Source organism: Yoonia sp. 72, from assembly GCF_034652275.1.
Taxonomy (GTDB): domain Bacteria; phylum Pseudomonadota; class Alphaproteobacteria; order Rhodobacterales; family Rhodobacteraceae; genus Yoonia.
The window spans coordinates 872,769-893,959 of sequence record NZ_JAXIWG010000001.1; the positions used below are offsets into that span (position 1 = coordinate 872,769).

22 protein-coding genes are annotated in these 21,191 nt (G+C 61.4%); 11 read left to right on the forward strand and 11 right to left on the reverse strand.

What is annotated here, in order from left to right; genetic code table 11:
* Positions 1 to 88 precede the first annotated feature (88 nt).
* On the forward strand, positions 89 to 940 hold the full coding sequence (locus tag VCK47_RS04550) for a universal stress protein (RefSeq protein ID WP_322889531.1): 852 nt from the start codon (positions 89 to 91) through the stop codon (positions 938 to 940).
* A gap of 45 nt (positions 941 to 985) precedes the next feature.
* Here the strand turns inward: VCK47_RS04550 and VCK47_RS04555 are convergent, their stop codons facing one another.
* Both VCK47_RS04555 and VCK47_RS04560 read right to left on the reverse strand, forming a co-directional pair.
* On the reverse strand, positions 986 to 1,318 hold the full coding sequence (locus tag VCK47_RS04555) for a phasin family protein (protein WP_322889532.1): 333 nt from the start codon (positions 1,316 to 1,318) through the stop codon (positions 986 to 988).
* A gap of 73 nt (positions 1,319 to 1,391) precedes the next feature.
* Positions 1,392 to 2,111: an endonuclease/exonuclease/phosphatase family protein gene (locus VCK47_RS04560; RefSeq protein ID WP_322889533.1), complete on the reverse strand. Its 720-nt coding sequence runs from the start codon at positions 2,109 to 2,111 to the stop codon at positions 1,392 to 1,394.
* Between the two features lie 46 nt (positions 2,112 to 2,157).
* Between VCK47_RS04560 and VCK47_RS04565 the strand changes: the two genes are divergently transcribed.
* Together VCK47_RS04565 and VCK47_RS04570 are read left to right on the forward strand one after the other, a co-directional pair.
* The gene (locus VCK47_RS04565) at positions 2,158 to 2,820 is read left to right on the forward strand and encodes a hypothetical protein (RefSeq protein ID WP_322889534.1); all 663 of its coding nucleotides are present in this window, start codon (positions 2,158 to 2,160) and stop codon (positions 2,818 to 2,820) included.
* 9 nt (positions 2,821 to 2,829) lie between these two features.
* Complete coding sequence (locus VCK47_RS04570; RefSeq protein ID WP_322889535.1) at positions 2,830 to 4,329, forward strand: malonyl-CoA synthase; 1,500 nt, start codon at positions 2,830 to 2,832, stop codon at positions 4,327 to 4,329.
* On the opposite strand, the gene VCK47_RS04575 is transcribed toward VCK47_RS04570, so the two are convergent.
* Genes VCK47_RS04575 through VCK47_RS04585 form a run of 3 tightly spaced genes read right to left on the reverse strand, consistent with a single transcriptional unit; the run spans position 4,326 to position 6,888 of the window.
* Positions 4,326 to 5,090 carry an ABC transporter permease gene (locus VCK47_RS04575; RefSeq protein WP_322889536.1) on the reverse strand — a complete coding sequence of 255 codons (765 nt, stop codon included), beginning with the start codon at positions 5,088 to 5,090 and terminating at the stop codon, positions 4,326 to 4,328. The genes VCK47_RS04570 and VCK47_RS04575 overlap by 4 nt on opposite strands.
* Entirely contained in the window at positions 5,087 to 5,887 is an 801-nt protein-coding gene (locus tag VCK47_RS04580; RefSeq protein WP_322889537.1) for an ABC transporter ATP-binding protein, read from the reverse strand. The genes VCK47_RS04575 and VCK47_RS04580 overlap by 4 nt, the downstream gene beginning before the upstream one ends.
* Positions 5,884 to 6,888: an ABC transporter substrate-binding protein gene (locus tag VCK47_RS04585; RefSeq protein ID WP_322889538.1), complete on the reverse strand. Its 1,005-nt coding sequence runs from the start codon at positions 6,886 to 6,888 to the stop codon at positions 5,884 to 5,886. The genes VCK47_RS04580 and VCK47_RS04585 overlap by 4 nt, the downstream gene beginning before the upstream one ends.
* A 292-nt stretch (positions 6,889 to 7,180) precedes the next feature.
* On the opposite strand from VCK47_RS04585, the gene VCK47_RS04590 reads away from it, so the two are divergent.
* Positions 7,181 to 7,489, forward strand: coding sequence for a hypothetical protein (locus VCK47_RS04590; protein ID WP_322889539.1), 309 nt, complete (start codon positions 7,181 to 7,183; stop codon positions 7,487 to 7,489).
* 38 nt (positions 7,490 to 7,527) lie between these two features.
* Here the strand turns inward: VCK47_RS04590 and VCK47_RS04595 are convergent, their stop codons facing one another.
* The 6 genes from VCK47_RS04595 to VCK47_RS04620 all read right to left on the reverse strand — a co-directional run bounded on the left by VCK47_RS04595 (position 7,528) and on the right by VCK47_RS04620 (position 14,076).
* Entirely contained in the window at positions 7,528 to 8,265 is a 738-nt protein-coding gene (locus tag VCK47_RS04595) for a L,D-transpeptidase (protein ID WP_322889540.1), read from the reverse strand.
* A 130-nt stretch (positions 8,266 to 8,395) separates the two neighbouring features.
* On the reverse strand, positions 8,396 to 9,412 hold the full coding sequence (locus VCK47_RS04600; RefSeq protein ID WP_322889541.1) for a zinc-binding alcohol dehydrogenase family protein: 1,017 nt from the start codon (positions 9,410 to 9,412) through the stop codon (positions 8,396 to 8,398).
* Between the two features lie 15 nt (positions 9,413 to 9,427).
* Complete coding sequence (locus tag VCK47_RS04605) at positions 9,428 to 10,609, reverse strand: CoA transferase (RefSeq protein ID WP_322889542.1); 1,182 nt, start codon at positions 10,607 to 10,609, stop codon at positions 9,428 to 9,430.
* 2 nt (positions 10,610 to 10,611) lie between these two features.
* Positions 10,612 to 11,820 (reverse strand): glycosyltransferase family 4 protein, encoded by a 1,209-nt coding sequence (locus VCK47_RS04610; RefSeq protein WP_322889543.1) that lies wholly within the window; start codon positions 11,818 to 11,820, stop codon positions 10,612 to 10,614.
* 415 nt (positions 11,821 to 12,235) lie between these two features.
* Positions 12,236 to 13,357 carry a Gfo/Idh/MocA family oxidoreductase gene (locus tag VCK47_RS04615; RefSeq protein WP_322890023.1) on the reverse strand — a complete coding sequence of 374 codons (1,122 nt, stop codon included), beginning with the start codon at positions 13,355 to 13,357 and terminating at the stop codon, positions 12,236 to 12,238.
* Positions 13,358 to 13,368: 11 nt separating this feature from the next.
* The gene (locus VCK47_RS04620) at positions 13,369 to 14,076 is read right to left on the reverse strand and encodes a GntR family transcriptional regulator (protein ID WP_322889544.1); all 708 of its coding nucleotides are present in this window, start codon (positions 14,074 to 14,076) and stop codon (positions 13,369 to 13,371) included.
* Positions 14,077 to 14,180: 104 nt separating this feature from the next.
* Between VCK47_RS04620 and VCK47_RS04625 the strand changes: the two genes are divergently transcribed.
* The 7 genes from VCK47_RS04625 to VCK47_RS04655 all read left to right on the forward strand — a co-directional run bounded on the left by VCK47_RS04625 (position 14,181) and on the right by VCK47_RS04655 (position 21,183).
* Complete coding sequence (locus tag VCK47_RS04625) at positions 14,181 to 15,338, forward strand: LLM class flavin-dependent oxidoreductase (RefSeq protein WP_322889545.1); 1,158 nt, start codon at positions 14,181 to 14,183, stop codon at positions 15,336 to 15,338.
* A complete protein-coding gene (locus tag VCK47_RS04630) occupies positions 15,338 to 16,228 on the forward strand; it encodes an aldo/keto reductase (RefSeq protein ID WP_322889546.1) in 891 nt (296 codons plus the stop codon). Before VCK47_RS04625 ends, VCK47_RS04630 begins: the two co-directional genes overlap by 1 nt.
* Positions 16,228 to 16,734, forward strand: coding sequence for a flavin reductase family protein (locus VCK47_RS04635; RefSeq protein WP_322889547.1), 507 nt, complete (start codon positions 16,228 to 16,230; stop codon positions 16,732 to 16,734). Before VCK47_RS04630 ends, VCK47_RS04635 begins: the two co-directional genes overlap by 1 nt.
* 87 nt (positions 16,735 to 16,821) lie before the next feature.
* Complete coding sequence (locus VCK47_RS04640; RefSeq protein ID WP_322889548.1) at positions 16,822 to 17,418, forward strand: TRAP transporter small permease; 597 nt, start codon at positions 16,822 to 16,824, stop codon at positions 17,416 to 17,418.
* Positions 17,418 to 18,989 carry a TRAP transporter large permease gene (locus VCK47_RS04645; RefSeq protein WP_322889549.1) on the forward strand — a complete coding sequence of 524 codons (1,572 nt, stop codon included), beginning with the start codon at positions 17,418 to 17,420 and terminating at the stop codon, positions 18,987 to 18,989. The genes VCK47_RS04640 and VCK47_RS04645 overlap by 1 nt, the downstream gene beginning before the upstream one ends.
* Positions 18,990 to 19,012: 23 nt before the next feature.
* On the forward strand, positions 19,013 to 20,068 hold the full coding sequence (gene dctP, locus VCK47_RS04650) for a TRAP transporter substrate-binding protein DctP (protein WP_322889550.1): 1,056 nt from the start codon (positions 19,013 to 19,015) through the stop codon (positions 20,066 to 20,068).
* A 137-nt stretch (positions 20,069 to 20,205) separates the two neighbouring features.
* Entirely contained in the window at positions 20,206 to 21,183 is a 978-nt protein-coding gene (locus VCK47_RS04655; protein ID WP_322889551.1) for an MrcB family domain-containing protein, read from the forward strand.
* Positions 21,184 to 21,191 lie beyond the last annotated feature (8 nt).

The following is a 21,191-nucleotide window of genomic DNA, read 5'->3' on the forward strand; positions in this document are numbered from 1 at the left end:
GATTTGCGTCAAGGCATTGGGCGCGCCTTTGTGCGATGAACCCGCAACGCGCGACATTCTGCCCGCGTGCAAACAAAGGATATGACCCATGGACCGTTTGACAGCCCTGATCGTCGTTGATGCCGCCTGTTCCGATGACCGCATTCGCCATTACATCAGCAGCGTGCCCGCCGCGGGCGTGCATCTGTCGGTGCTGGTGGTTGGCGCGGCCCCGTCCCTGCCTATGTGGGCTTACGGGTCCGCGCCCTATGGCCCGATCATCTTTCCCGAGAACTGGCACGAGACCTATCAGGCCGGCGGCACCGAAGTCGCCGACCGCGCCGATGCAATCGAGAAGCTGTTGCAGGCGGCAGGTGTCGCCGGTGACGTGACATCCGCCTACGGCGAAGCCTCGGTTCTGGATGAACAGGTCGCCGCCCGTGCGGCGCTTTGCGATGTCGTACTGATCGATCCGGCGCTGTCCGCGACCGCGCTGACCTTTCAGCAGACGCTCGAAGGGGTGCTTTTCAAGACGCCGGTCGGTGTCGCGCTGAATGCCAAAGGGGTCGATGCCCTGCTGCAAGCCAAACGCCCGATGATCGCATGGGACGGCAGCCTGCCCGCGATCCGTGCGCTGCACCGCGCCTTGCCCATCCTGCGACAGGCCGAACAGGTGACGGTGCTTGTCGTCGATCCCAACCCGCATGGTCCCGAAGGCCAGAACCCCGGCAGCGATGTGGCCACGTGGCTGACGCGGCATGGCTGCGCTGTCACCGTGCAACAATCGCCCAGCGCAGGGCAGGATATCGGCACCTGCATCCTTGCCCGCGCGAGCGAGATCGGCGCTGACCTGATCGTGATGGGCGCTTATGTCCGGTCACGCGCGCGCCAGCGCATTCTGGGCGGCACAACACAGATCATCGTCGGCCAGAGCGACCACACCGTCCTGCTGGCGCATTGAAGTGGCAGCGCCGGGTCTTGCGGCCCGGCGCTGGTCCTTGCCGTATCAGTCAGCCTTTGGCGCCGGATGCAGTTCTGCCGCCATCTTGCCGGTGATCTCGATCAGCTTGCCGGTTTCGGCCTGATACTGGTCCAGCGCCTTCTGGAAGAACTCGGCCTGCACATGCGGCACTTCGGCCAAGGACCGGCACCGCAGCAGGGCCTGCTGCAACTCGATATCCTGCCGGAGCCTTTCGGCCACAAAGGTGGCAAGTTCGCTGCCTACCTCTGTCATGGCCTCGATCCATGCGGTGTTCATCCAGGTTGCGGCAGGCGTGACAGCGGCAAGCGTGTCCAGCACATCGGGGGCAAAGCAGTCTTTGTCGGTGTCTTGGGTCATCGCGGGTCCTCCTAGGCCATCGGGATGTGCCATCATGCCACAAACCACAGGCCGGTCCCTTGACCTGCGTCAATCAGGCGGCGCGGTCGATCAGCACATCGCCCCAGATCGGCAGATGGTCCGAGGCCCGCAGGCTTTGCGGTGTCTGCACGACACCGCCATCGCGAAGCTCGATATTCTGGCTGAGCGCGATCCGGTCGAGCGCGGCTATCGGCATCGCGGCATGAAAGGACTTGCCCGGCGCGTAGACCGTGAAATCCGCGCGCAACGGTTCCAACCCACGCGAGGGCGACCATTCGTTGAAATCCCCTAAGATCGCCGTGGGCCGCCCGTCGCTGGCCACAGCATCGCGGATCGCGGCCAGTTGGTGCTGGCGGTGAAACCGCGTCAGCCCCAGATGGGTGGCAATGACGCTGAACGGCCCGCCTGCGTCCAGATCGATCCGCAAGGCGCCACGCGGTTCCAGTCCCGGCAAGATCAGGCGTTTGACATCGGTCACGACACTGCCGCGCCGGACCAGCACCGCATTACCGTGCCATCCCAGACTGTTATCATTCGTAGAGACCGGAACCAGATCGTAATCCGTGTGTTCCCTGATGACATCGGACGACAAGGCCCCCGGCCTGCCGCGCCAGCGAAAATCGGCTTCTTGCACGGCGACAACATCGGCGTCGAGACCGGCGAGAATGTCCACGATCCGGCCCGGATCATAGCGCCCGTCGACGCCTTTGGCCTTGCGGATGTTATAGGACGCCAACCGCAAGAGCCGTGGCTTGTGAGGAACGCTTGTCATCCCCATCATATAGGTATCCCCCCGCGCGGATGAAAGAGACGGAACAATGACCCAAGCATCGCAGCATAACAACACCCGCCTGCGCCTTCTGGCGCCGATCTGGATCGCGCTGATGCTGGCAGCGGTCTGGGCGATCTGGGAAGGCTGGTGGCCGCTGGCTGCGATGTCGGCGCTGACGCTGATCCTGTCGATGGCGCCCATCGTGCTCGCCTCGCGGTACAATATCGCGCTGCCGCTGCCGTTTCTGGTCGCAACCGTCGCTTTCATCATCGCCTCGCTGATCTTCGGCGAGGTTTTTGACGTCTATTACCGGATCTGGTGGTGGGATATGGCGCTGCATGCCTCGTCTGCCGTCGCACTGGGGATGATCGGTTTTCTGTTCATCTACATGCTGTTCGAAGGCGACAGGTTCGCCGCGCCGCCTAGCGCGATTGCCTTTCTGTCCTTCACCTTCGCGCTGAGTATCGGTGCCTTGTGGGAAATCTTCGAGTTCGCGATGGACCAGACCTTTGGCACCAACATGCAGAAAAGCGCCAATGACACGATGATCGACCTGATCATGGATGCGGTCGGGGCGGTGATCGGCGCGCTGGCAGGCTATGCCTATCTCAAGGGGCGGTCTGCCGGATTGCTGGGGCGGCTGATCCGTGATTTCATCACGTTGAACCGGCACCTTTACGCCAAAGGCCGGTCACGCCACGACAAATAGGACCTGCCCTTGGCCAACCTGCTTTATGATGCGCTGATCGCACCCCATGCGGCCAATACGGCCCCTTTCCTGATCGGTGACGACGGGCGAAGCCAGAGTTACGCGGAATTCGTGCGCCGCGCGGCGCAGGTCGCGAATGTGCTGGCCGCACATGATCTGCGTCCCGGTGACAGGGTTGTCGCCCAAGTACCCAAGCTGCCGGATGCGGTCGCCCTTTACGCGGGCACTGTGCAGGCGGGGGCGGTCTATCTGCCGCTCAACACCGGATACACGCAGGCGGAACTTGCGTATTTCATCGCCGATGCGGCCCCCAAGGTCGTGGTCTGCGACAGCAAGGACGCAGAGACCCTGCGTCCGCTTTGCCCCCAAGGTGCTGTGCTTTTGACACTGGGCGCGGATGGAGGCGGCACCCTGCCCGCCGCCGCCGATGCCGCGGCAGACCGTTTCGCCACCGTGCCGTGCGGGCCGGATGATCTGGCAGGGTTGCTTTATACCTCCGGCACGACAGGGCGGTCCAAAGGCGCGATGATGAGCCATCGCAATCTCTTGTCCAACGCGCAGGCGCTGACCGACCTCTGGCAGATCACGGCGCAGGACCGGCTGATCCATGCGCTGCCGATCTTTCACACGCACGGGCTGTTCGTGGCGCTGAACACGTCGTTGCTGGCGGGGGCGCAGGTCCGGTTCATGACGGCTTTCACCCCTGACGCGGTGATCGCGGAACTGCCGCAATCCACGCTGATGATGGGTGTCCCGACCTTCTACACTCGCCTGCTGGCCGATCCGCGCCTGACGACGGAGCTGTGCGCCGGTATGCGGCTGTTCATCTCCGGCTCGGCCCCGCTGCTGGCGGAAACGCATGACGCGTTCGCGGCGCGCACGGGTCATAAGATCCTTGAACGCTACGGCATGACCGAAACCAATATGATTACCTCGAACCCTTACACGGGTGACAGGGTCGCAGGCACCGTCGGTTTCCCCCTGCCCGGCACCGAGGTCGTCATCACCGACCCCGCGACAGGCGCACCCCTGCCCCAAGGCGCCATCGGCATGATCGAAGTGCGTGGCCCCAATGTGTTTTCCGGCTATTGGAACATGCCCGACAAGACGCGCGAAGACCTGCGCGACACGGGCTTTTTCATCACCGGCGATCTGGGTGTCGCGGATGCCGACGGACGGATCAGCATCGTGGGCCGCATGAAAGACCTGATTATCGCGGGCGGCTACAACATCTACCCCAAAGAGGTCGAGGATGCGATCAACGCGGTGGCGGGCGTGCTGGAAAGCGCGGTGTTCGGCGTGCCGGACGCGGACTTGGGCGAACAGGTGGTAGCAGGGGTGGTGCTGGAGGCGGGCGTCACGCTGACCACCGCGGATATCGCCGCACAGGTCGCAGCCACCCTCGCCCGCTTCAAGCAACCGCGCCGCTATGTGCTGCTGGACACCCTGCCGCGCAACACGATGGGCAAGGTGCAGAAGAATGTGCTGCGGCGGGATTTCAGCGCCTAGTAGGGGTTGCTCCGGTCTGCCCAGCCCGCAAAGGTCTTTTCCAGCGCCACCACGATGTAATAGAGAAAAATCCCCAGCAGCGCCAAGGCGATCAGCACCGCGAACATCAGCGGATAGTCGGAGTTGGTCTTGCCGCTGTCGAACAGCGCCCCAAGGCCGCGCCCGTGGGGAGAGACGATCTCCATCAGGTTGGTGCCGATAAAGGCCAGCGTGACCGACACCTTCAGCGCGCCGAAGAATTCGGGCAGGGTCTTGGGCAGCGCGATTTTCCAAAAGATCGTGGATTGTGATGCACCCAGCGACCGCAGGATATCGCGGTATTCGGGTTCGAGCGTGGACAGGCCGATGGAGACGGAAACGGCGATGGGGAAGAAACTAATCATGAAGGCGATCAGCACCGTGTTGAAATCGTGCCAGCCCACGAACATCAGCGCCACGATAGGCACCACGGTCGCCTTGGGCACGGCGTTGAAGCCGACCAGCAGCGGGTAAAGCGCATCGCGCATCGTGCGGGAAAAGCCCATCACCATGCCCAGCGCCGTGCCGAACACGACGGCCAAAAACAGACCCGCCACCGTACGCCACAATGTCTGCCAGCCCATCGTCAGGAAAAGTTCCCAGTATTTGGCATAGGCAGGGGGCAGATCACTGGGGGCGGCCATCTTGAAGGTGGGCCAGCCCATGACCCAGACCAGCGCCTCCCAAGCCGCCAGAAAGATCAGCAGTGCCGCGACCGGCACATAGACCTGCCGCGCGGTCATGCGGCGTCTCCCGCAGGGACGCGGCCTTGGGCGACCTCGATCTGGTGGCGCAGGATGTTGAGCATGTTCGCGGCCTCGGGTGTGTAAAGATGGTCCAGCGTGCGCAGGCCGGTGTCGGGGATATCCAGCACATATTGCGTGCGCGCAGGCCGGCCCGACAGGACGACGACCTGATCGGCCAGAAAGATGGATTCGCGCAGATCATGGGTGATCAGCACGCCGGTAAAGGGTTCTTCGGCCTTCACGCGGTGCATGATCTGCCAGAGGTCCTCGCGGGTGAAGGCATCAAGCGCGCCGAAAGGCTCATCGAGGATCAGCACTTCGGGCGCGTGGATCAGCGCACGGCACAGCGACGCGCGCTGTTTCATGCCGCCGGACAGTTCGGACGGGCGCTTGTTCTCGAACCCTTCCAGCCCCACCAGTGCAAGCAGTTTGCGCGCTCGTTCTTCACCTTGCGCCTTCGACAGCTTTGTCGGGACAATTTCCAATGGCAGCAGCACGTTCTGCAGGATCGTGCGCCATTCCAGCAGCACGGGGTTCTGGAAGGCCATGCCGACATTCGACCTGGGTGCTGTGATGCGCGTGCCATGCACCCGCACCTCGCCCAGATCGGGGATGAGCAGCCCCGCGATCAGCCGCGTCAGGGTGGATTTCCCGCACCCCGACGGGCCGACAACGGCGACAAAGCCCCCTTCCGGCACGGACAGTTCCAGACCATCGAGCACCGGCAGAGGGCCAGAGGCGGTGCGATACGCATGCCGCACCCCCTTTATATCAATCAGGTTCTCCAAGGTCATTCGGCCAGAGAAAATCCGCCCTCGGGCAGATAGGCGCTGGTGAAATACAAGGATGCGTCGGGTTCGTTGACGAAGTCATAGGTCGTTGCAATCTGCGTGATCGCATTGGCCATCCGTGCGTCGTCGATGATGCCGAACCCGTTTTCCATAACCCAGTCGGTCGCCACATTGTCATCAATCGACAGCTGCAGGCGGCGCAGTTCGAGGTCCGCATCGGCGGCGGGGTTGCGTTCGATCAGCAAGGGGATCACGGCTGCGGGGTCGGCAATGGCGGTGGCCCAGCCTTCGGCGACACCTTGCAAGAAGCTGCTGACCACCTCGGGGTTGGCGGCGGCGAAATCGGTGTTGACGATGATGACGTTGCCATAAAGATCGACGCCGTGATCGGCCATCAGCAGCGTGACCAGATCATCCTCTGGCACGCCCAGACGGGCGGTGTTCAGATAAGATGTGAAGGAAAAGCCGGTGATGGCTGCGACATTGCCTTCGGCCAGCATCGGTTCGCGTGTGGGAAAGCCCACGGGTTCCACGGTGATCATACCCATGTCGAGCCCGTTTTCGGCGGCAAAGATCGGGAATTGCGCCCAAGCGCCGTCAGGCGGCGGCGCGCCGAGGATCTTGCCCTCAAGGCTTTGGGGCGTGTCGTCGATGCCCAGCGACCGACGTCCGATGACGGCAAAGGGCGGTTTGTCATAGATCATCATCGCGCCGATCACGGGCGCGCCGGGGTTCTGGTCCAGAAACTTGATCAGGCTGTTGATGTCGGCCATGCCCACGGGGAAGGCGCCCGTCGCCACCTTGGGAATCGCATCGAGCGATCCGTCACCGGCGGACACCGTGACATTCAGATCAAGGGCCGCGAAATTGCCGTTGTCGATGGCCGCGAAATAGGGGGCTGCGGGCCCTTCAAAGCGCCAGTCGAGCGTAAAAGGCAAGTCGGTCTGTGCGTGAACAGCCGATGCGCCCGTCAGCGCGACAGCCAGAAGTGTACGATTGAACATTGGTGTTTCCCCGTTGGTGGTTTGATCCTGTCGGCGACCACAATTCATCCGCGTCGGGCAAAGACTCCAGCCGCTCGGTCATCTGCCGGGGGACTCTGCGTCAGAACAGTCATCATTTGCCCGATTGTTGTGCAGTTTGCCACAAAAGCAAGCGAATTTTCTGGATGCGGACAGACAACGCCCATGTAGAAAAATCTCGGATAATGCACGGTCCCTGTTGCGCATTCGTCAAGGTGCTGCCACTCACGCAAGGGTCAAAGGGGCTTTGGCCACGCAAAACTGGAGAATACAGATGAATATTCGGTCGAAACTGTTGCTGCTGGCTGGCGTGTCACTGGCCGCCTGCACCGAGATGCCCGCGACAGAGGCTGCACCAAACGGGTCGCCGTTCCTGGCTGAACTGCCCGAAAGCGTGCGCGCGATTGCGGCACCCAACCAGAACCTCGACAGGGTTGTCTTTGTGCAAGAGGACAACTGTTACTGGTACGAACATATTGGTCCGGTCGAGACCACATTGCTGCCATTGCGCACGGCGCGCGGCAACACGATCTGTGCCGAGGCGCCTGCACCGGCACCAACCGCGGAACCTGCTACGACCTGATCATAGCCCAAAGGCTGCGCCGCAACGGGCGCAGCCAATCAGCTTCGCGCAGTGACCTCGGTGGGATAGAGAATCGCGCTGCTGCCGGTGTTCACATCTTCGTACAGCCCGATGATATGGGCCATGACCATCCGCACGCAGCCGGAACTGGCCCGTCCGCCGATGGACCGCGGGCTTGGGGTGCCGTGGATGCGCAGATAGGTGTCGCGGTTGCCTGTGAACAGATAGAAGGCACGCGATCCCAAAGGGTTGGACGGACCGCCATCCATGCCATCTGCATGCTGGGCATAGACTTCGGGTTCGCGGGCGATCATTGCGTCCGTGGGGCGCCATGTCGGCCATTTCGCCTTGCGGCGGATCGTATAGGTGCCGGGTTCGTAAAGATTGCCCCGCGCGATGGCCACGCCATAGCGCATCGCGGTGCCGTCGCCGCGCACATGGTAAAGATAGCGCGCAACCGCATCGACGTGGATGTCGCCGGCACGCAACCCGTCATTGGCCTGCACCAGCGTCGGCAGGAACCGTGGGTGGAAGCCCCAGGGGTTCGACGTCATCGGGTCGTAGTTCGCAGGCGTCACGCGGCGGTCCCAGACCGGCCACATCGACGGCGGCGAGACGGGCGCGCGCGGTGCCACAACCTCTGCGACTTCGGGCAGATCGGTCGTGATCTCGCCGCCGGTCAAGGTGTCGGTGGCCGCATCCTCGAGGGTTTGTGCCGCAATCGGCGTGGAAAACAGGGCAGCGCCCGAAACGATGAAATGGCGACGGTTCAACATAGGATCACTTCCAACTCAGGCATCAACAGGTTTTTTCCATCTCTAGGCAGCACACATGCGTCTGACAAGCATTTTGCGTCAGGCCCACATACACAACCTTGTGGCGTGGTGTTCCAGAAACACCCGCCGGTCAGAATTGTTCCAGAACGATCTTGCCTTTGGCCGTCCCCGCCTCGATCAGCGCATGCGCCTTGCGCAGGTTTTCGGCGTTGATCGGGGTCAGCACGGTATCAAGCGTCGTGCGCAAACGGCCCGCGTCGATTTCACCCGCGACATAGGTCAGCAGATGGTGCTGTGCGATCATGTCGGGGGTCTGGAACATCGCGCGGGCGAACATGAATTCCCAATGCAGGCTGGCGGCCTTGGTCTTCATCCCCGCCATCGGCATCGGGACATCGGTGTTGTCGATGGACACGATCCCGCCTTGCGGGCGGATCAGCTCGACAGCCGCATCCCAATGGCGCATGTCGTTGAAAACGGCGATGTGATCGACGTGATGGATGCCACGCGCGCGGACCTGTGCCACCATGTCCTGCCGATGGTCGATGACATGATCGGCCCCCAGTTCGGTCACCCAGGCGATGGTTTCAGCCCGCGACGCCGTTGCGATCACCACGAGCCCCGCCGCCTTGGCAAGCTGGATCCCGATGGACCCGACACCGCCCCCTGCCCCGATGATCAGGATGGTTTGGCCTGCATCCGCCCCGTCGCGGTCGATGCGCAGCCGGTCGAAAAACGACTCGTAAGCCGTGATCGTCGTCAGCGGCAGGGCGGCGGCCTGCGCAAAGCCCAAGGTCGCAGGTTTGCGCCCGACGATGCGTTCATCGACCAGCTGGAATTCCGCATTCGAGCCTGACCGCGTGATGTCGCCGGAATAATAGACCTCGTCGCCCACGGCGAAGAGTTCCACATCCGGCCCCACGGCCTCGACCACGCCGGCGGCATCATAGCCCAGCACGCGGGCTGGGTTTTCGACCACATCGGCACCTTTGGACTTGCGCACCTTGGTATCGACCGGATTGACCGACACCGCCTTGACCGCCACCAGAATGTCGCGCCCCGCCGGCACAGGCTTGGGCAGATCGACATCGACAAAACAGGCAGGGTCGGTCACCGGCAGGTAACGGGTCAGGGCGACGGCTTTCATGGATTTATCCTTTGGTCAGTCTTCAAGGGTCAGTCGGGCGAGTATCTCTTCGCTGTCCTGACCGCAATGCGGCGGCGGCAGGCGGTAGCTGACAGGCGTGCGCGACAGTTTCAGCGGATTGCCCAGCAGGCGCACCTGCCCTTTTTGCACATCTGCGCGCGGCATCGCCACGACCATGTCGCGCGCCTGCGCCTGATCGGACCCCAGCGCCAGATCAATCGTGTTGACAGGTCCGACAGGCACCTTGCGCGCCTCGAGAGCCGCGATCACCTCGGCCAACGGACGGGCAGCAAGCCGTGGTCCGATCACCGCGAGCAAGGCATCGCGGTTTTGCGTCCGCGCAAGGTTGGTGGTGAAACGCGCATCCTGCACGATTTCGGCGCAGTCAAGAAAGTCGCAGAACCGCGCGAACTGGCTGTCGTTGCCGACCGCGATGATCGCATGGCCATCGGCCACGGCAAAGACGTGATAGGGGACGATATTGGGGTGACCGTTGCCGCGGCGCTGCGGCAGGTCGCCCGATTCAAGGTAATTCGTTCCTTCGTTGATCAGCCACGCCAACTGGCTATCCACCAAGGCGATGTCGATATGCTGGCCTTCGCCGGTGCGTTCCTTGTGACGCAGGGCGGCGAGGATACCGACGGTCGCATACATGCCGCACATCACATCGGCGATGCCAACGCCCACCTTCATCGGCGCGCCGTCCGGTTCGCCGGTCAGGCTCATGATGCCGCCAAAGCCTTGGGCCATCAGATCATAGCCCGGCTTATCGCGGTTCGGGCCGGTTTGGCCAAACCCCGAGATCGAGCAATAGATCAGCCCCGGCTGCCGCGTCAGCAGATCATCCGGCCCCAGCCCGTATTTCGCAAGACCACCCGGTTTGAAATTCTCTACCACGATGTCAGCGCGGCGGGCCAGCGCGCGGACCTGCTGCTGGCCAAGCTTTGTGCTGATGTCGATGGCAACGGACTTCTTATTGCGGTTGGCGGCCATGAAATAGGCCGACAAATCCGTGGGCTGGCCGTCCGTGTCACAGACATTGGGTGGCCCCCAGCCGCGTGTGTCGTCACCGCCCGTCGCGGGGTTTTCGACCTTGATGACATGCGCGCCCAGATCGCCCAGCAATTGCGTGCAGGTCGGCCCCGCCAGAATGCGGGTCAGGTCCAGCACCGTGATCCCGTCAAGTGCGCCCGCCATGCCTATCCCTCCGCTGCGATGTGACCGGGCCGACTGTTTCGGGCAGGCAGCGCGGCGTCAAGGGCTGGCGGTTCTGGTGTCACCAGATCAAGGGGAACGGAAATCGCGGCAGCGACCGCGCGCCCGATCGCCGCGGTGCTGAACTTCTCCTCTACGAAAGCTTTGCCATTGCTGACAAGCGTTGCGGCCAGCCCCGCTTCCTGCACCACGCGCAGGGTCGCACGCACGAAGTCTGCGTCAGACCGCGCCTCCAGATAGTGCAGGCCCGGCACAAGCCCGATCCCCTCCACCGCCTTGGCGCTTGCAACGACGGGCAAACCGACGGACAGCGCTTCGAGCACTTTCAGACGCGTGCCGCCGCCTTCGGTCAGCGGGATGACGGCGACCGTGGCCGCCGCGTAATGCGGGGCCAGATCTGCCAGATCGGCGTGCAGGGCGGCATTGGGGGTCACATCTACCAGCGCGCGCAACTTGGTGTTTGGCCTGCGTCCACAGATTTCCAGCGAAACATCCGGCACGGCGCGTGCGATCACCGGCAGTATCCGTGTCAACAGGCGGTGCGCCGCCCTGATGTTGGGCGCATATCCCAGGTGACCGACAAACAGGATGCGGCATCCATGGTCGCTGGAAAGATCAGGCACCCGCCCGTCGCGACACCATGCCGGAACCGGATTGGGCACAACGTGATACGAGATCGCCCGTCCGGCCAGTGTCGCAGCACGCTGTCCGTCCTTGTCGGAACAAACCATCACACGCATGGCCCCGGTGACGACGGCCGCCTCGGCACGGCGCGCGGCCTGCCAGCGGCGGCGATACCGGACATGCGCCCACAACCCGCGCCTTGCCCTGTCGATCTGCCGGCAAAGATCCGATTCGACGTTGTGCATATCAAGCACATACCCATGCCCCGCCACGCTCAGCGCTTGCGCGACATCTGCCAGAAATACGCCATCCAGCACGATCAGGTCCGGCATCAAGGACTGCACCTTTTCCACGACACCATGGACGGTGCTTGCAGGCAAATCCGCTTCGATCCCCGAAGGTTTGCGCTGCGGATAAAGGCCCGGTTCGGGCAGAAAGTCATCGACCGCCACCAAAACAGCTTTGCCTTGTTCTGCCAGCGCCCGATGCACTGCAAGGTTGCGAATATCTGCGCCAGCGCCCAACGGGTCGGGTCGGGTCAGAACGATATGAACGATCTTCTTGTGCAAGGATGGCCCTTTCGCTGACGGCATGTGCCGATCTGCCATGGGCGGCCATCATAGCACCCCGTCTGCCGGTTCGCGACCAATTTACACCAAAACAGAGAAGGTCGTCCAAAAGCGAATCCAAAGCGCTTCGAACGGACAGTTTGCGCCGACAGCGCGTTTTTTCCTGCTTTGAAAAACCGTCCTGTTGACTGTGACGGAGCGTTATATCCGCGAACCTGTCCTTTAGGTAAGGTTTGGATGGATGGGCACGAAAAATGTATTGACGCAAAGAAATGTAACGGACTAAAGCACAACTAACCCGCGTGTACAGAGTGTTTGTTTATCAAGTTTTGCGGATTGCAGACGCCGGGTCGGCGGAGGCAATATTGCTGGCAGGATCACGGTCCTGCCAGCAACTTCACCACAGAATTGGCAACTATAGCCCCACAACTTTTGCCGAAGCGCTGCTTGGCGCGATCAGGCTAACTGCTTGCCCCGTCCGCGCGCTTTCCTGTGCGGCCATCCCGATGGCGACGGCCTTGGCGCCGTCCTGTACCGTGACTTCGACCGCACCCTCGCCGCGCAGAACCGCGTTGAACCGCTGGTGCTGGTAGAATGTCGATCCGTTGTGATCGCCCGCCTCAAGCAAAGTCGGATCTACCGGAATTTCCGACACAAACGGTCCCTTGGGATCACGCGGGCTGATGATGAGCTGCGGCACGGGTGGTTCACCCAGCGCCATCGGCCAGAACCGGCCCGGACCGGGGACCAGCGCCTCGATCTTGCCGCGCGGTCCCACAGCGCTGATTTCTTCCTGATAGCGCGACCCTTCGGCGAACATACACAGTTCCAGCATCGCGCGCGCACCGCCTGCGAAATCGACGATCACATAGGCATTGTCCCAGATATCGGGCGCCTGCCCGTCATAGCGTTCGTCGATATGGTTCACCGCCTGCCCCGCGCTGGCCATCACGCGCACAGGTTCGTCTTGCAGGATCAGGCGCATCAGGTCGAAGAAATGGCAGCATTTCTCGACTAGTGTTCCGCCCGTCTTGGCGTTGAAGCGGTTCCAGTCGCCGACCTTGGGCAGGAACGGAAAGCGGTGTTCGCGGATCGTCAGCATCTTGACGCCACCCGTGGCCGCCTCGGCCTGCGCGATCAGGGCGGCGACGGGGGGCATATAGCGGTATTCCATCGCGACCCAGACGGGATGCGGGTAGCCTGCGAACAGGTCTTCGACCAGCGCCGCCTCGGACGGGTTGGTGAACAGCGGCTTTTCGCACAGGATCGGCAGAGGCCGCGTCGCCGCGATCTGCTGCAATTGCGGGACATGCAGGTAATTCGGGCTGACGATGACAATGGCGTCCAGATCGGGATAGGCCAGCAGCGCATCCAAACTGTCCGCGACCTGCGCGCCGCCCGCCAGCACCGCCGCCCCCTGCGCAAGGTCCGGCACCGGATCATAGACCACAGACACCCGCCCATGCGGCAACAGGTTGATATTCATGATATGTTCGCGGGCCATCATACCGCAGCCGACCAGCCCGTAGTTCACCATTTGCACGTCGTTCACCCTTTTCCCATGCGCGAGATATACTGCGCCCGGTCCGCATCGAACCAGGTGCGCGAAAATTCGACAGGCACGCGGCCTGCCAGATATGAATTGCGTTCGATGTATCCTGTCACCGCCCCCACCCGCAGATGGAACGCAGGCGGCGTCCAGTCGGGCAGATGTGCGATCCCGATCCGGTCCTCGGCCGCGGCGATCACCAGACCCAGCCGATCGCGGTAAAACAGATAGAGCGAATCGAGCAGGTCCTCGGGCCCGATCGCAGGCGCATAGCCGCCGTCGAGCCAGATTTCCTCCAGCCCGACCAGAACCCCGCCCAGCCAGCGCAACCGCCTGATCCGGTGGCCTTGCGGATGATCCCCGAAGGGCTGTGCATCCGCAGGCTTGGGCAGCAGATCGACCGACAGCACCTGTGCGGTGGGCAAACCGCCGCCGCGTTTCAGCTCCAGCCGGAAAAAGGCATAGACGGAATCGACCGCCTCCAGCCTGCGCACGTAATTGCCCGACCCTTGCACGCGCTGCAGCAGCCCCTTGGCCTCGACATCGGCCAGCGCCTTGCGCAGGGTGCCGACAGCGACGCCCAAGGTCTCGGCCATCTCGCGTTCGGGGGGCAGGCGTGCGCCATCGGCCAGATGTCCGGCGGCGATTTCACGGATCAGCATTTCGCTCAGCTGCACGAATTTCGGCAAGGCAGAGGGTGTCGCCATGGCCCTGCCCCTCCCCGGCGCGCCCAACGAATTGATACACTATTGTTGCACATATCCGACCGTGCTACGCAAGTGCAATCAGCAAGTCCTTGGGAGGGGAATCAATGACCGTCGTGCCCGTCACCAGCGCCGACCTTGATGCGGCAGAGGTGTCCTGGTTTTCCGCCCTGTGTTCGGATGACTACCAGTTTCTGGGCGTGCCTGATGGCGATCTGCGCTCGTCTTGGGAGCATTGCCGCGATATCGCCCTGACGGCCGAGGCACAGGGGTTCCGCAACATCCTTGCACCCTCCTCCTATCAGGTCGGTCAGGACACGCTGTCTTTCGTCGCGGGCATGGCGCCCTTGACGGAAAAGATCAATTTCCTTGCTGCCATCCGCTGTGGCGAGGTCCAGCCCATCATGCTGGCGCGCACCATCGCCACGCTCGATCACATGCTCAAAGGGCGGCTGACGCTGAACGTCATCAGCTCCGATTTCCCCGGCGAAGTGGCCGACAGCAAATACCGCTACAAGCGCAGCCACGAGGTCGTGGAAATCCTGCGCAAATGCTGGACGCAGGACGAGGTCAGCTATGACGGCGAGATCTACCAGATCAGCAAGCTGACCACCGACCCTGCCCGCCCTTACCAGCAGAACGGCGGCCCGCTGCTCTATTTCGGCGGCTATTCGCCCGACGCGCTGGAACTTTGCGGCGCGCAATGCGACGTCTATCTGATGTGGCCCGAGACGGTGGACGTGCTGGAACAGCGCATGAAAGACGTCCACGCCCGCGCCGCCGCCCATGGCCGCACGCTGGATTACGGGCTGCGCGTGCACATGATCGTACGCGACACCGAAGCCGAGGCGAAAGACTATGCCGATTACATCGCAAGCAAGCTGGACGACGAATACGGCAAGCTAATCCGCGACCGCGCCCATGACAGCATCAGCCTTGGCGTCGCCCACCAATCGCGCGCGCGCGAACTGGCGGATCAGTTCGGATACACCGAACCGGGGCTTTGGACGGGGATCGGCCGCGCCCGGTCGGGCTGCGGGGCGGCCCTTGTGGGGTCGACCGACCAGATCATGACCAAGATCGAAGCCTACCAGAAAATGGGCATCCGTGCTTTCATCTTCTCGGGCTATCCGCATATCGCCGAGGCCGAACATTTCGGCGCGCGTGTCATGCCGCATCTGAAAACCTGCTCGCTGCCGCATGCCTACGGGCGCGTGCCGATTGAAACTCCAGCCACGCCCTTGGGCACAGGACCACGCCGCTAATGCAACGTATCACCATCACCGACGACCTTTCCTTTAGCCGCATCGTCTATGGCATGTGGCGGCTGGGCGATGACGCCGACACCAGCCCCAAACACGTGCAGGCCAAGATCGAGGCGTGTCTGGCCCAGGGCATTACCACGATGGATCAGGCCGATATCTACGGCGGCTATATGGCCGAAGAGATCATGGGTAACGCGTTGCGCGCGGCCCCCGCGCTGAAAGACCAGATCGAGATCGTGACCAAATGCGATATCGTCGTGTCTGCGGGGCGCTATGCAGGGGCCAGCGTCAAGTATTACGACACCTCTGCCGCGCATGTGACCGCCTCGGTCGATCATTCGCTGCGGCTGATGGGGGTCGACCGGATTGACACTTTGCTGGTCCACCGGCCCGACCCGCTGATGGACCACCACGACACAGGTGCGGCGCTCGATGCGCTGGTCGCGTCCGGCAAGGTGCGCAGCGTCGGCGTGTCGAACTTCAAGCTGCACGACTGGACCCTGCTGCAATCGGCGATGCAGACGCCGCTGATTACCAACCAGATCGAACTGTCGCTGGCGGCACATCAAGGCTTCACCGACGGCGACGTCGCCTACTTGCAGGAACGCGGTGTGCCGGTCATGGCCTGGTCGCCTTTGGGCGGCGGCGCGTTGATGACGGGCAATGGTGCGGTGCAGGACACGCTTGCAGCCATCGCCGCCGAACAGGGTGTGGACATGGGGGCCGTCGCCGTCGCATGGTTGCTGGCACATCCCGCGCGGATCATGCCGGTGATGGGCACCAATGCGATTGCACGGATCAAAACCCTTTCTGACGCATTGAAAGTCACGATGGACCGTGAGACGTGGTTCAAGCTCTATACCGCAGCCCTTGGCCAGGAAGTCCCGTGATGCCCCAGACATTCGACCCTCAAACCGACAGCACCAGTTTCCGTGCAGCCCTCGGGACCTTTACGACCGGCGTGACGGTCATCACCACCGACAGCCCCGAAGGACCCATCGGGATCGTCGCCAACAGCTTTGCCAGCGTCTCGCTCGACCCGCCGCTGGTGTTGTGGTCGCCTGCCAAATCGTCCAAACGCTTTGAACATTTCGTAGGCGCGCGCCGCTTTGCGATCCATGTGATGGCCGCCGACCAGCGCGATATATGCGCGGCCATTCTCGCCTCCAAGACCGCGATCCGTAACGTGCCGACCCATCTGTCGCATTGCGGCATGCCGATCATCGAAGGGGCACTTGCCACCTTCGAATGCAATCTCGAAACCAGCCACGACGCGGGCGATCATGTCATCATCGTCGGCCGCGTGACCAAAGCCCATCACACCGATGGCCAGCCCTTGACCTTTCACGGCGGCCAATACGGCACTTTCGCACCACACCATCCATCGTCCGAGTAAAAATATCCCGGGGGAATTGCCCCTTGGGGCAAGGGGGCAGCGCCCCCAAAGGGCCGAAGGCCCGCAACATGAACAGGGGAGGAGCCGATGTCGGTCCTGTTTGGTATCTTGTGGCCGCTCGAGCGGTTCAACACCGCCGTGCTGGCGATCGGCAAGCTGATTGCTGTGACAGCGCTTGCCGTGATGGTGGCCTTGATCCTCGGACAGGTGTTTTTCCGCTATGTGCTGAACGCAGCCCCCAACTGGACCGAAGAAGGCGCGCGGTTCGGGATGCTCTGGATGACAGGTCTGATGGCGCCGCTGGCCTACCGGGTGGGCGGGTTCGTGGCCATCGACATGCTGGAACGCGCCCTGCCCCGGATGGTCGCGGGACTACTGACCCTGCTGATCTTGGCGATCTCGCTCTGGGTGCTGGTGATCGCGTGGGAACGGGGGCTGAACAACCATCTTGATACGCTCTCGGGGCGCGGCTGTTCATCGTCGCTGCGCTGGCCTTTCGGGATCGAGATCGGCAAATGCGGTGCGCGGTTCCAGAACAATTACCAATATGCCTCGCTTTGGGTCGGGGTAAACCTGCTGATCGTGGTCAATGTCGAACTGATGTTGCGGCAGGTCATCACCCTGCTGGGTCACGGTGACCGCCTGACATCGTTCAAACAAGAACAGATGGCGGGGGCTGAATAATGCTGATCCTGTTCCTGCCGCTGTTCCTGATCCTCATCCTGATCGGCCTGCCCGTCGTCTTTGCGCTGATGGCCGCCCCTTTTGCGATGATCATGGCCGAGGGCGACACCCGCAACGTGGTGGCCGGCCTTTACCGCAACCTTTACAACGGCATGGACAGTTTTCCCCTGATGGCGCTGCCCTTCTTCATGCTGGCGGGCGAGATTATGAACCGTGGCGGCATCACCATGCGGCTGGTGGAATTCGCGCAAGCTTTCATGGGCCATCTGCGCGGCGGTCTGGCGCATGTGAATATCCTGTCGTCGATGCTGTTCGCGGGCCTGTCGGGGTCGGCCGTGGCCGATACATCCGCCATCGGGTCCACCATGATCCCCGCGATGGAAAAGAACGGCTATACCCGCCGTTTCGCCGCCGCGATCACGGCGGCGAGTTCTGTCATCGGGCCGATCATTCCGCCTTCGGGCATCATGATCATCTATGCCTATGTGATGGGCGAAAGCGTCGCCTCGCTGTTTCTGGCAGGGATCGTGCCGGGGATTCTGGTGGGCGTCGGACTGATGGTCATGGTCCGGCTGATGGCCGACCGCTATGACCTGCCCAAGGCGGAACGGATCGTCACCAAGAACCAGACGATCACGGCGGTCGAATACTGGGTCAGCTTTGCCCTGCTGCGGATCAATCTCGCAGGGCTGCTGATCGCGCTTTATTCCTTTATCGCGACCCCTGTCGGATTGGCGCGCGTGAATGACGCGGGCGATACAGTGCATGCGCTGAGCCTCTGGGTCGTGTTCGCGGCGCTGCTGGTCGCGTCGCATTTCATATTGATGGGCTATCGCAAACGGGTCACGTCCGATTTCCGTATGGTCTGCAAAAAGGCCGTGGCCCCCCTGCAGACGCCGATCATCATTCTGGGCGGCATTCTTGTCGGCGTGTTCACCCCGACCGAAGCGTCGGCTGTGGCTGTCGCCTATGCGCTGATCGTATCGTTCTTCGTGCTGCGGTCGATGAAACTGCGCGATCTTACGGGCGTGCTGACGCGCTCGGCCATCGCCACATCCGCCGTGCTGCTGCTGGTGGGGGCGGCAGTCGCGTTCAAGACTGTCGTGGCCTTGTCATATGCACCGCAGATACTCTCAGACTATATCCTGTCGCTATCCGAAAACCCGCTGATCCTGCTGTTTTTGATCAATATCTTGCTGTTCATCGTCGGCATGTTTCTGGATGCGGGTCCGGCGATCATCATTCTGGGGCCGATCCTTGGACCAATCTTCGTCGACATGGGCGTGCATCCCGTGCATTTCGCCATCATCATGAGCGTGAACCTGACCGTGGGGCTGGCAACGCCCCCCATGGGGCTTGTCCTTTTTGTCGCCTCTACCGTATCGGGCGAACGCGTCGAAACCATCGCCAAAGCGATCCTGCCGTTTCTGGCGGTCGAGATCCTCGTGATTTTCCTGATTACCTATGTCCCCGCCATTTCGATGACGGTGCCATACCTGGCCGGTTTTCTGGGCTGTGCCCCGGACGTCGGCTTTTCCGCCTGTATCAGCCCCGCGCCGGTACTGAACTGAACAGCATCCATAGGGAGGATAAAATGCTGAAATCAATCACAAAAGTCGCCGCGACAGCCGCCATGCTCGTCACGCCGATGGCCTTGGCCGCACAGGATTTCACAATCCGCGCGACCGCCAATTCCAACACGGACGACGAAGACTACGACGGTCTTGTCGTGTTCAAGGATTATGTCGAGGCGGCCTCTAACGGGCGCATCGCTGTGGAATTGTTCATCGGCACGCAGCTCTGCGCCACCGGCGAGGAATGCCTCGAGGGTGTCTCCGAAGGCTCGATCGACGTCTATATCTCCACCTCTGGCGGTGCGGCGGGGATTTTCCCCTATGTGCAGGTGCTTGACCTGCCCTATCTGATGAGCAGCGACCGTGTGGCCGAGGCCGTCCTGTCAGGCGATTTCGTCCGTACCATGCGTGACATGGCGCTGGCCGACAGCGACAACACGATCCGCCTGATGACCATCGGCAATACGGGGGGCTGGCGCAACTTTGCCAACACGCAGCGCCGCGTGACGACCCCTGCCGATCTGCAAGGGCTGAAACTGCGCACGGTTGTGGCCGACCTGCCGATCCAGCTGGTGGAATCGATGGGCGCATCTGCCACCCCGATCCAGTGGCCCGAGCTGTTCACATCGCTGCAAACCGGCGTCGTGGAAGGCACCGCCAACGGGATCACCGACATCATGAACATGAAGTTCCCCGATGCCGGCCTGCAATACCTGACGCTGGACGGGCATTCCTACATGGGTGCGATCTGGTGGATGAACAACGAAAAGTTCCTCGCCATGCCAGAGGATCTGCGCCGCATCGTGGTGGATGGTTTCTATGCGCTGCAACAGGCGACATTCGCCTCGCCCAAGCGCAAGTCCATCGAAGCCTATGAAGCCTTCGTTGCGGGTGGCGGTGATCTCTATGTGCCATCGCCAGAGGAAAAGGCGCTCTTTGCCGAGGCCGCAGCGCCCGTCTATGACTGGTTCAGCGCCAATGTGCAGGGCGGGCCGGAAATCCTTGCCGCGCTGCAAGCAGCCGTGGCCGAGGTCGAGGCTGATCTGGCAAATGCCTATGCTGCCGATCTGAACTGATCGCAAAGCAATCATAGAACTAGAAGGGTCATCCAGTTTGGATGGCCCTTTTTGTTTGGCAGAACTTTTGTCTCGGTGAGTTCTTGTGGTGTGAAAGAAACCGGTTATGGTTAATTAGTTATTAGCAGAGGCCGATCATGTTAGCACGTTATCTTTATCGCCTTGCAACGGAGTATACCTATGAGCGCGGAAAGCCGTTCTCGAACTCCGCATTTGGCGACTTTGTTCGTCACGATATTGCTACCGAGGCCAAGAAGAAGATTTTGTATTGGTCGTTCGATCTCAAGGTGAAGGCAAGTGTGGGGCAAGGTGGCTGGGCATCTATTCCTTGGCTTGCATTTTTTGATCCAATAATCACTGAGTCAGCCACTCAAGGATTTTATGCTGTCTATCTTGTAAATCCATACACAAACTCAGTAACTCTATCAATGAACCAAGGCACAACTGCGATTTACGCTGAGTACGGCCAATCACGCGGGCGCGAAGTCCTAAAAAGACGTGCAAGGGACATTGCGGATAGAATTCCTGATTTTGTTCAATATTTCTCTGAAGCACCTATTGATCTTAATTCGGACGCTGGATTACCGAACGGCTACGAGGCCGGCCATTCATTTGGTAAAACGTACTCTGCAGACGATCTGACAGATGAAATTATAACTGCTGATCTCCATAAAATGTTGCTCGCCTATGAAGCACTAGTTGATCGTGGCGGAACGACGCCAAGCGAAGTTATGCAAGAAACAGCAGGTAGCAAAGATGTCGAAGAAACCAGACGCTACATTTTATCAAACCGCATTGAACGGTCGCCAAAGGTTAGAAGAGACGTATTACGACGAAAGCCACCAATTTGTGAGGGTTGTGGCATGGACCCCAAAAGAGATTATGGCTTTGTTGGACTAGCGCATGAAGTACCTCTAGACGTCCACCACTCTAAACCTCTCAGTGGACTCGCTCAAGGCGAAACGCGCCGATACCGAATTCCTGAAGATTTTTTGGTCCTCTGTCCAACTTGTCATCGAATGATACACAAATGCAGTAATCCAGCTGACCTTTCAGAGCTGAAGAAAAAAATCCGGTTCAAAATCGCCCGTGAGGTCGCGTACTTCGGATCATAAACATCCAA

Coding starts and splice junctions, on each gene's coding strand:
- dctP (WP_322889550.1), top strand. CDS start 19,013: ATGCTGAAATCAATCACAAAAGTCGCCGCGACAGCCGCCATGCTCGTC.
- VCK47_RS04595 (WP_322889540.1), bottom strand. CDS start 8,265: ATGTTGAACCGTCGCCATTTCATCGTTTCGGGCGCTGCCCTGTTTTCC.
- VCK47_RS04560 (WP_322889533.1), bottom strand. CDS start 2,111: ATGACAAGCGTTCCTCACAAGCCACGGCTCTTGCGGTTGGCGTCCTAT.
- VCK47_RS04555 (WP_322889532.1), bottom strand. CDS start 1,318: ATGACCCAAGACACCGACAAAGACTGCTTTGCCCCCGATGTGCTGGAC.
- VCK47_RS04615 (WP_322890023.1), bottom strand. CDS start 13,357: ATGGTGAACTACGGGCTGGTCGGCTGCGGTATGATGGCCCGCGAACAT.
- VCK47_RS04655 (WP_322889551.1), top strand. CDS start 20,206: ATGTTAGCACGTTATCTTTATCGCCTTGCAACGGAGTATACCTATGAG.
- VCK47_RS04640 (WP_322889548.1), top strand. CDS start 16,822: ATGTCGGTCCTGTTTGGTATCTTGTGGCCGCTCGAGCGGTTCAACACC.
- VCK47_RS04565 (WP_322889534.1), top strand. CDS start 2,158: ATGACCCAAGCATCGCAGCATAACAACACCCGCCTGCGCCTTCTGGCG.
- VCK47_RS04590 (WP_322889539.1), top strand. CDS start 7,181: ATGAATATTCGGTCGAAACTGTTGCTGCTGGCTGGCGTGTCACTGGCC.
- VCK47_RS04575 (WP_322889536.1), bottom strand. CDS start 5,090: ATGACCGCGCGGCAGGTCTATGTGCCGGTCGCGGCACTGCTGATCTTT.
- VCK47_RS04645 (WP_322889549.1), top strand. CDS start 17,418: ATGCTGATCCTGTTCCTGCCGCTGTTCCTGATCCTCATCCTGATCGGC.
- VCK47_RS04635 (WP_322889547.1), top strand. CDS start 16,228: ATGCCCCAGACATTCGACCCTCAAACCGACAGCACCAGTTTCCGTGCA.
- VCK47_RS04625 (WP_322889545.1), top strand. CDS start 14,181: ATGACCGTCGTGCCCGTCACCAGCGCCGACCTTGATGCGGCAGAGGTG.
- VCK47_RS04585 (WP_322889538.1), bottom strand. CDS start 6,888: ATGTTCAATCGTACACTTCTGGCTGTCGCGCTGACGGGCGCATCGGCT.
- VCK47_RS04550 (WP_322889531.1), top strand. CDS start 89: ATGGACCGTTTGACAGCCCTGATCGTCGTTGATGCCGCCTGTTCCGAT.
- VCK47_RS04620 (WP_322889544.1), bottom strand. CDS start 14,076: ATGGCGACACCCTCTGCCTTGCCGAAATTCGTGCAGCTGAGCGAAATG.
- VCK47_RS04605 (WP_322889542.1), bottom strand. CDS start 10,609: ATGGCGGGCGCACTTGACGGGATCACGGTGCTGGACCTGACCCGCATT.
- VCK47_RS04630 (WP_322889546.1), top strand. CDS start 15,338: ATGCAACGTATCACCATCACCGACGACCTTTCCTTTAGCCGCATCGTC.
- VCK47_RS04600 (WP_322889541.1), bottom strand. CDS start 9,412: ATGAAAGCCGTCGCCCTGACCCGTTACCTGCCGGTGACCGACCCTGCC.
- VCK47_RS04580 (WP_322889537.1), bottom strand. CDS start 5,887: ATGACCTTGGAGAACCTGATTGATATAAAGGGGGTGCGGCATGCGTAT.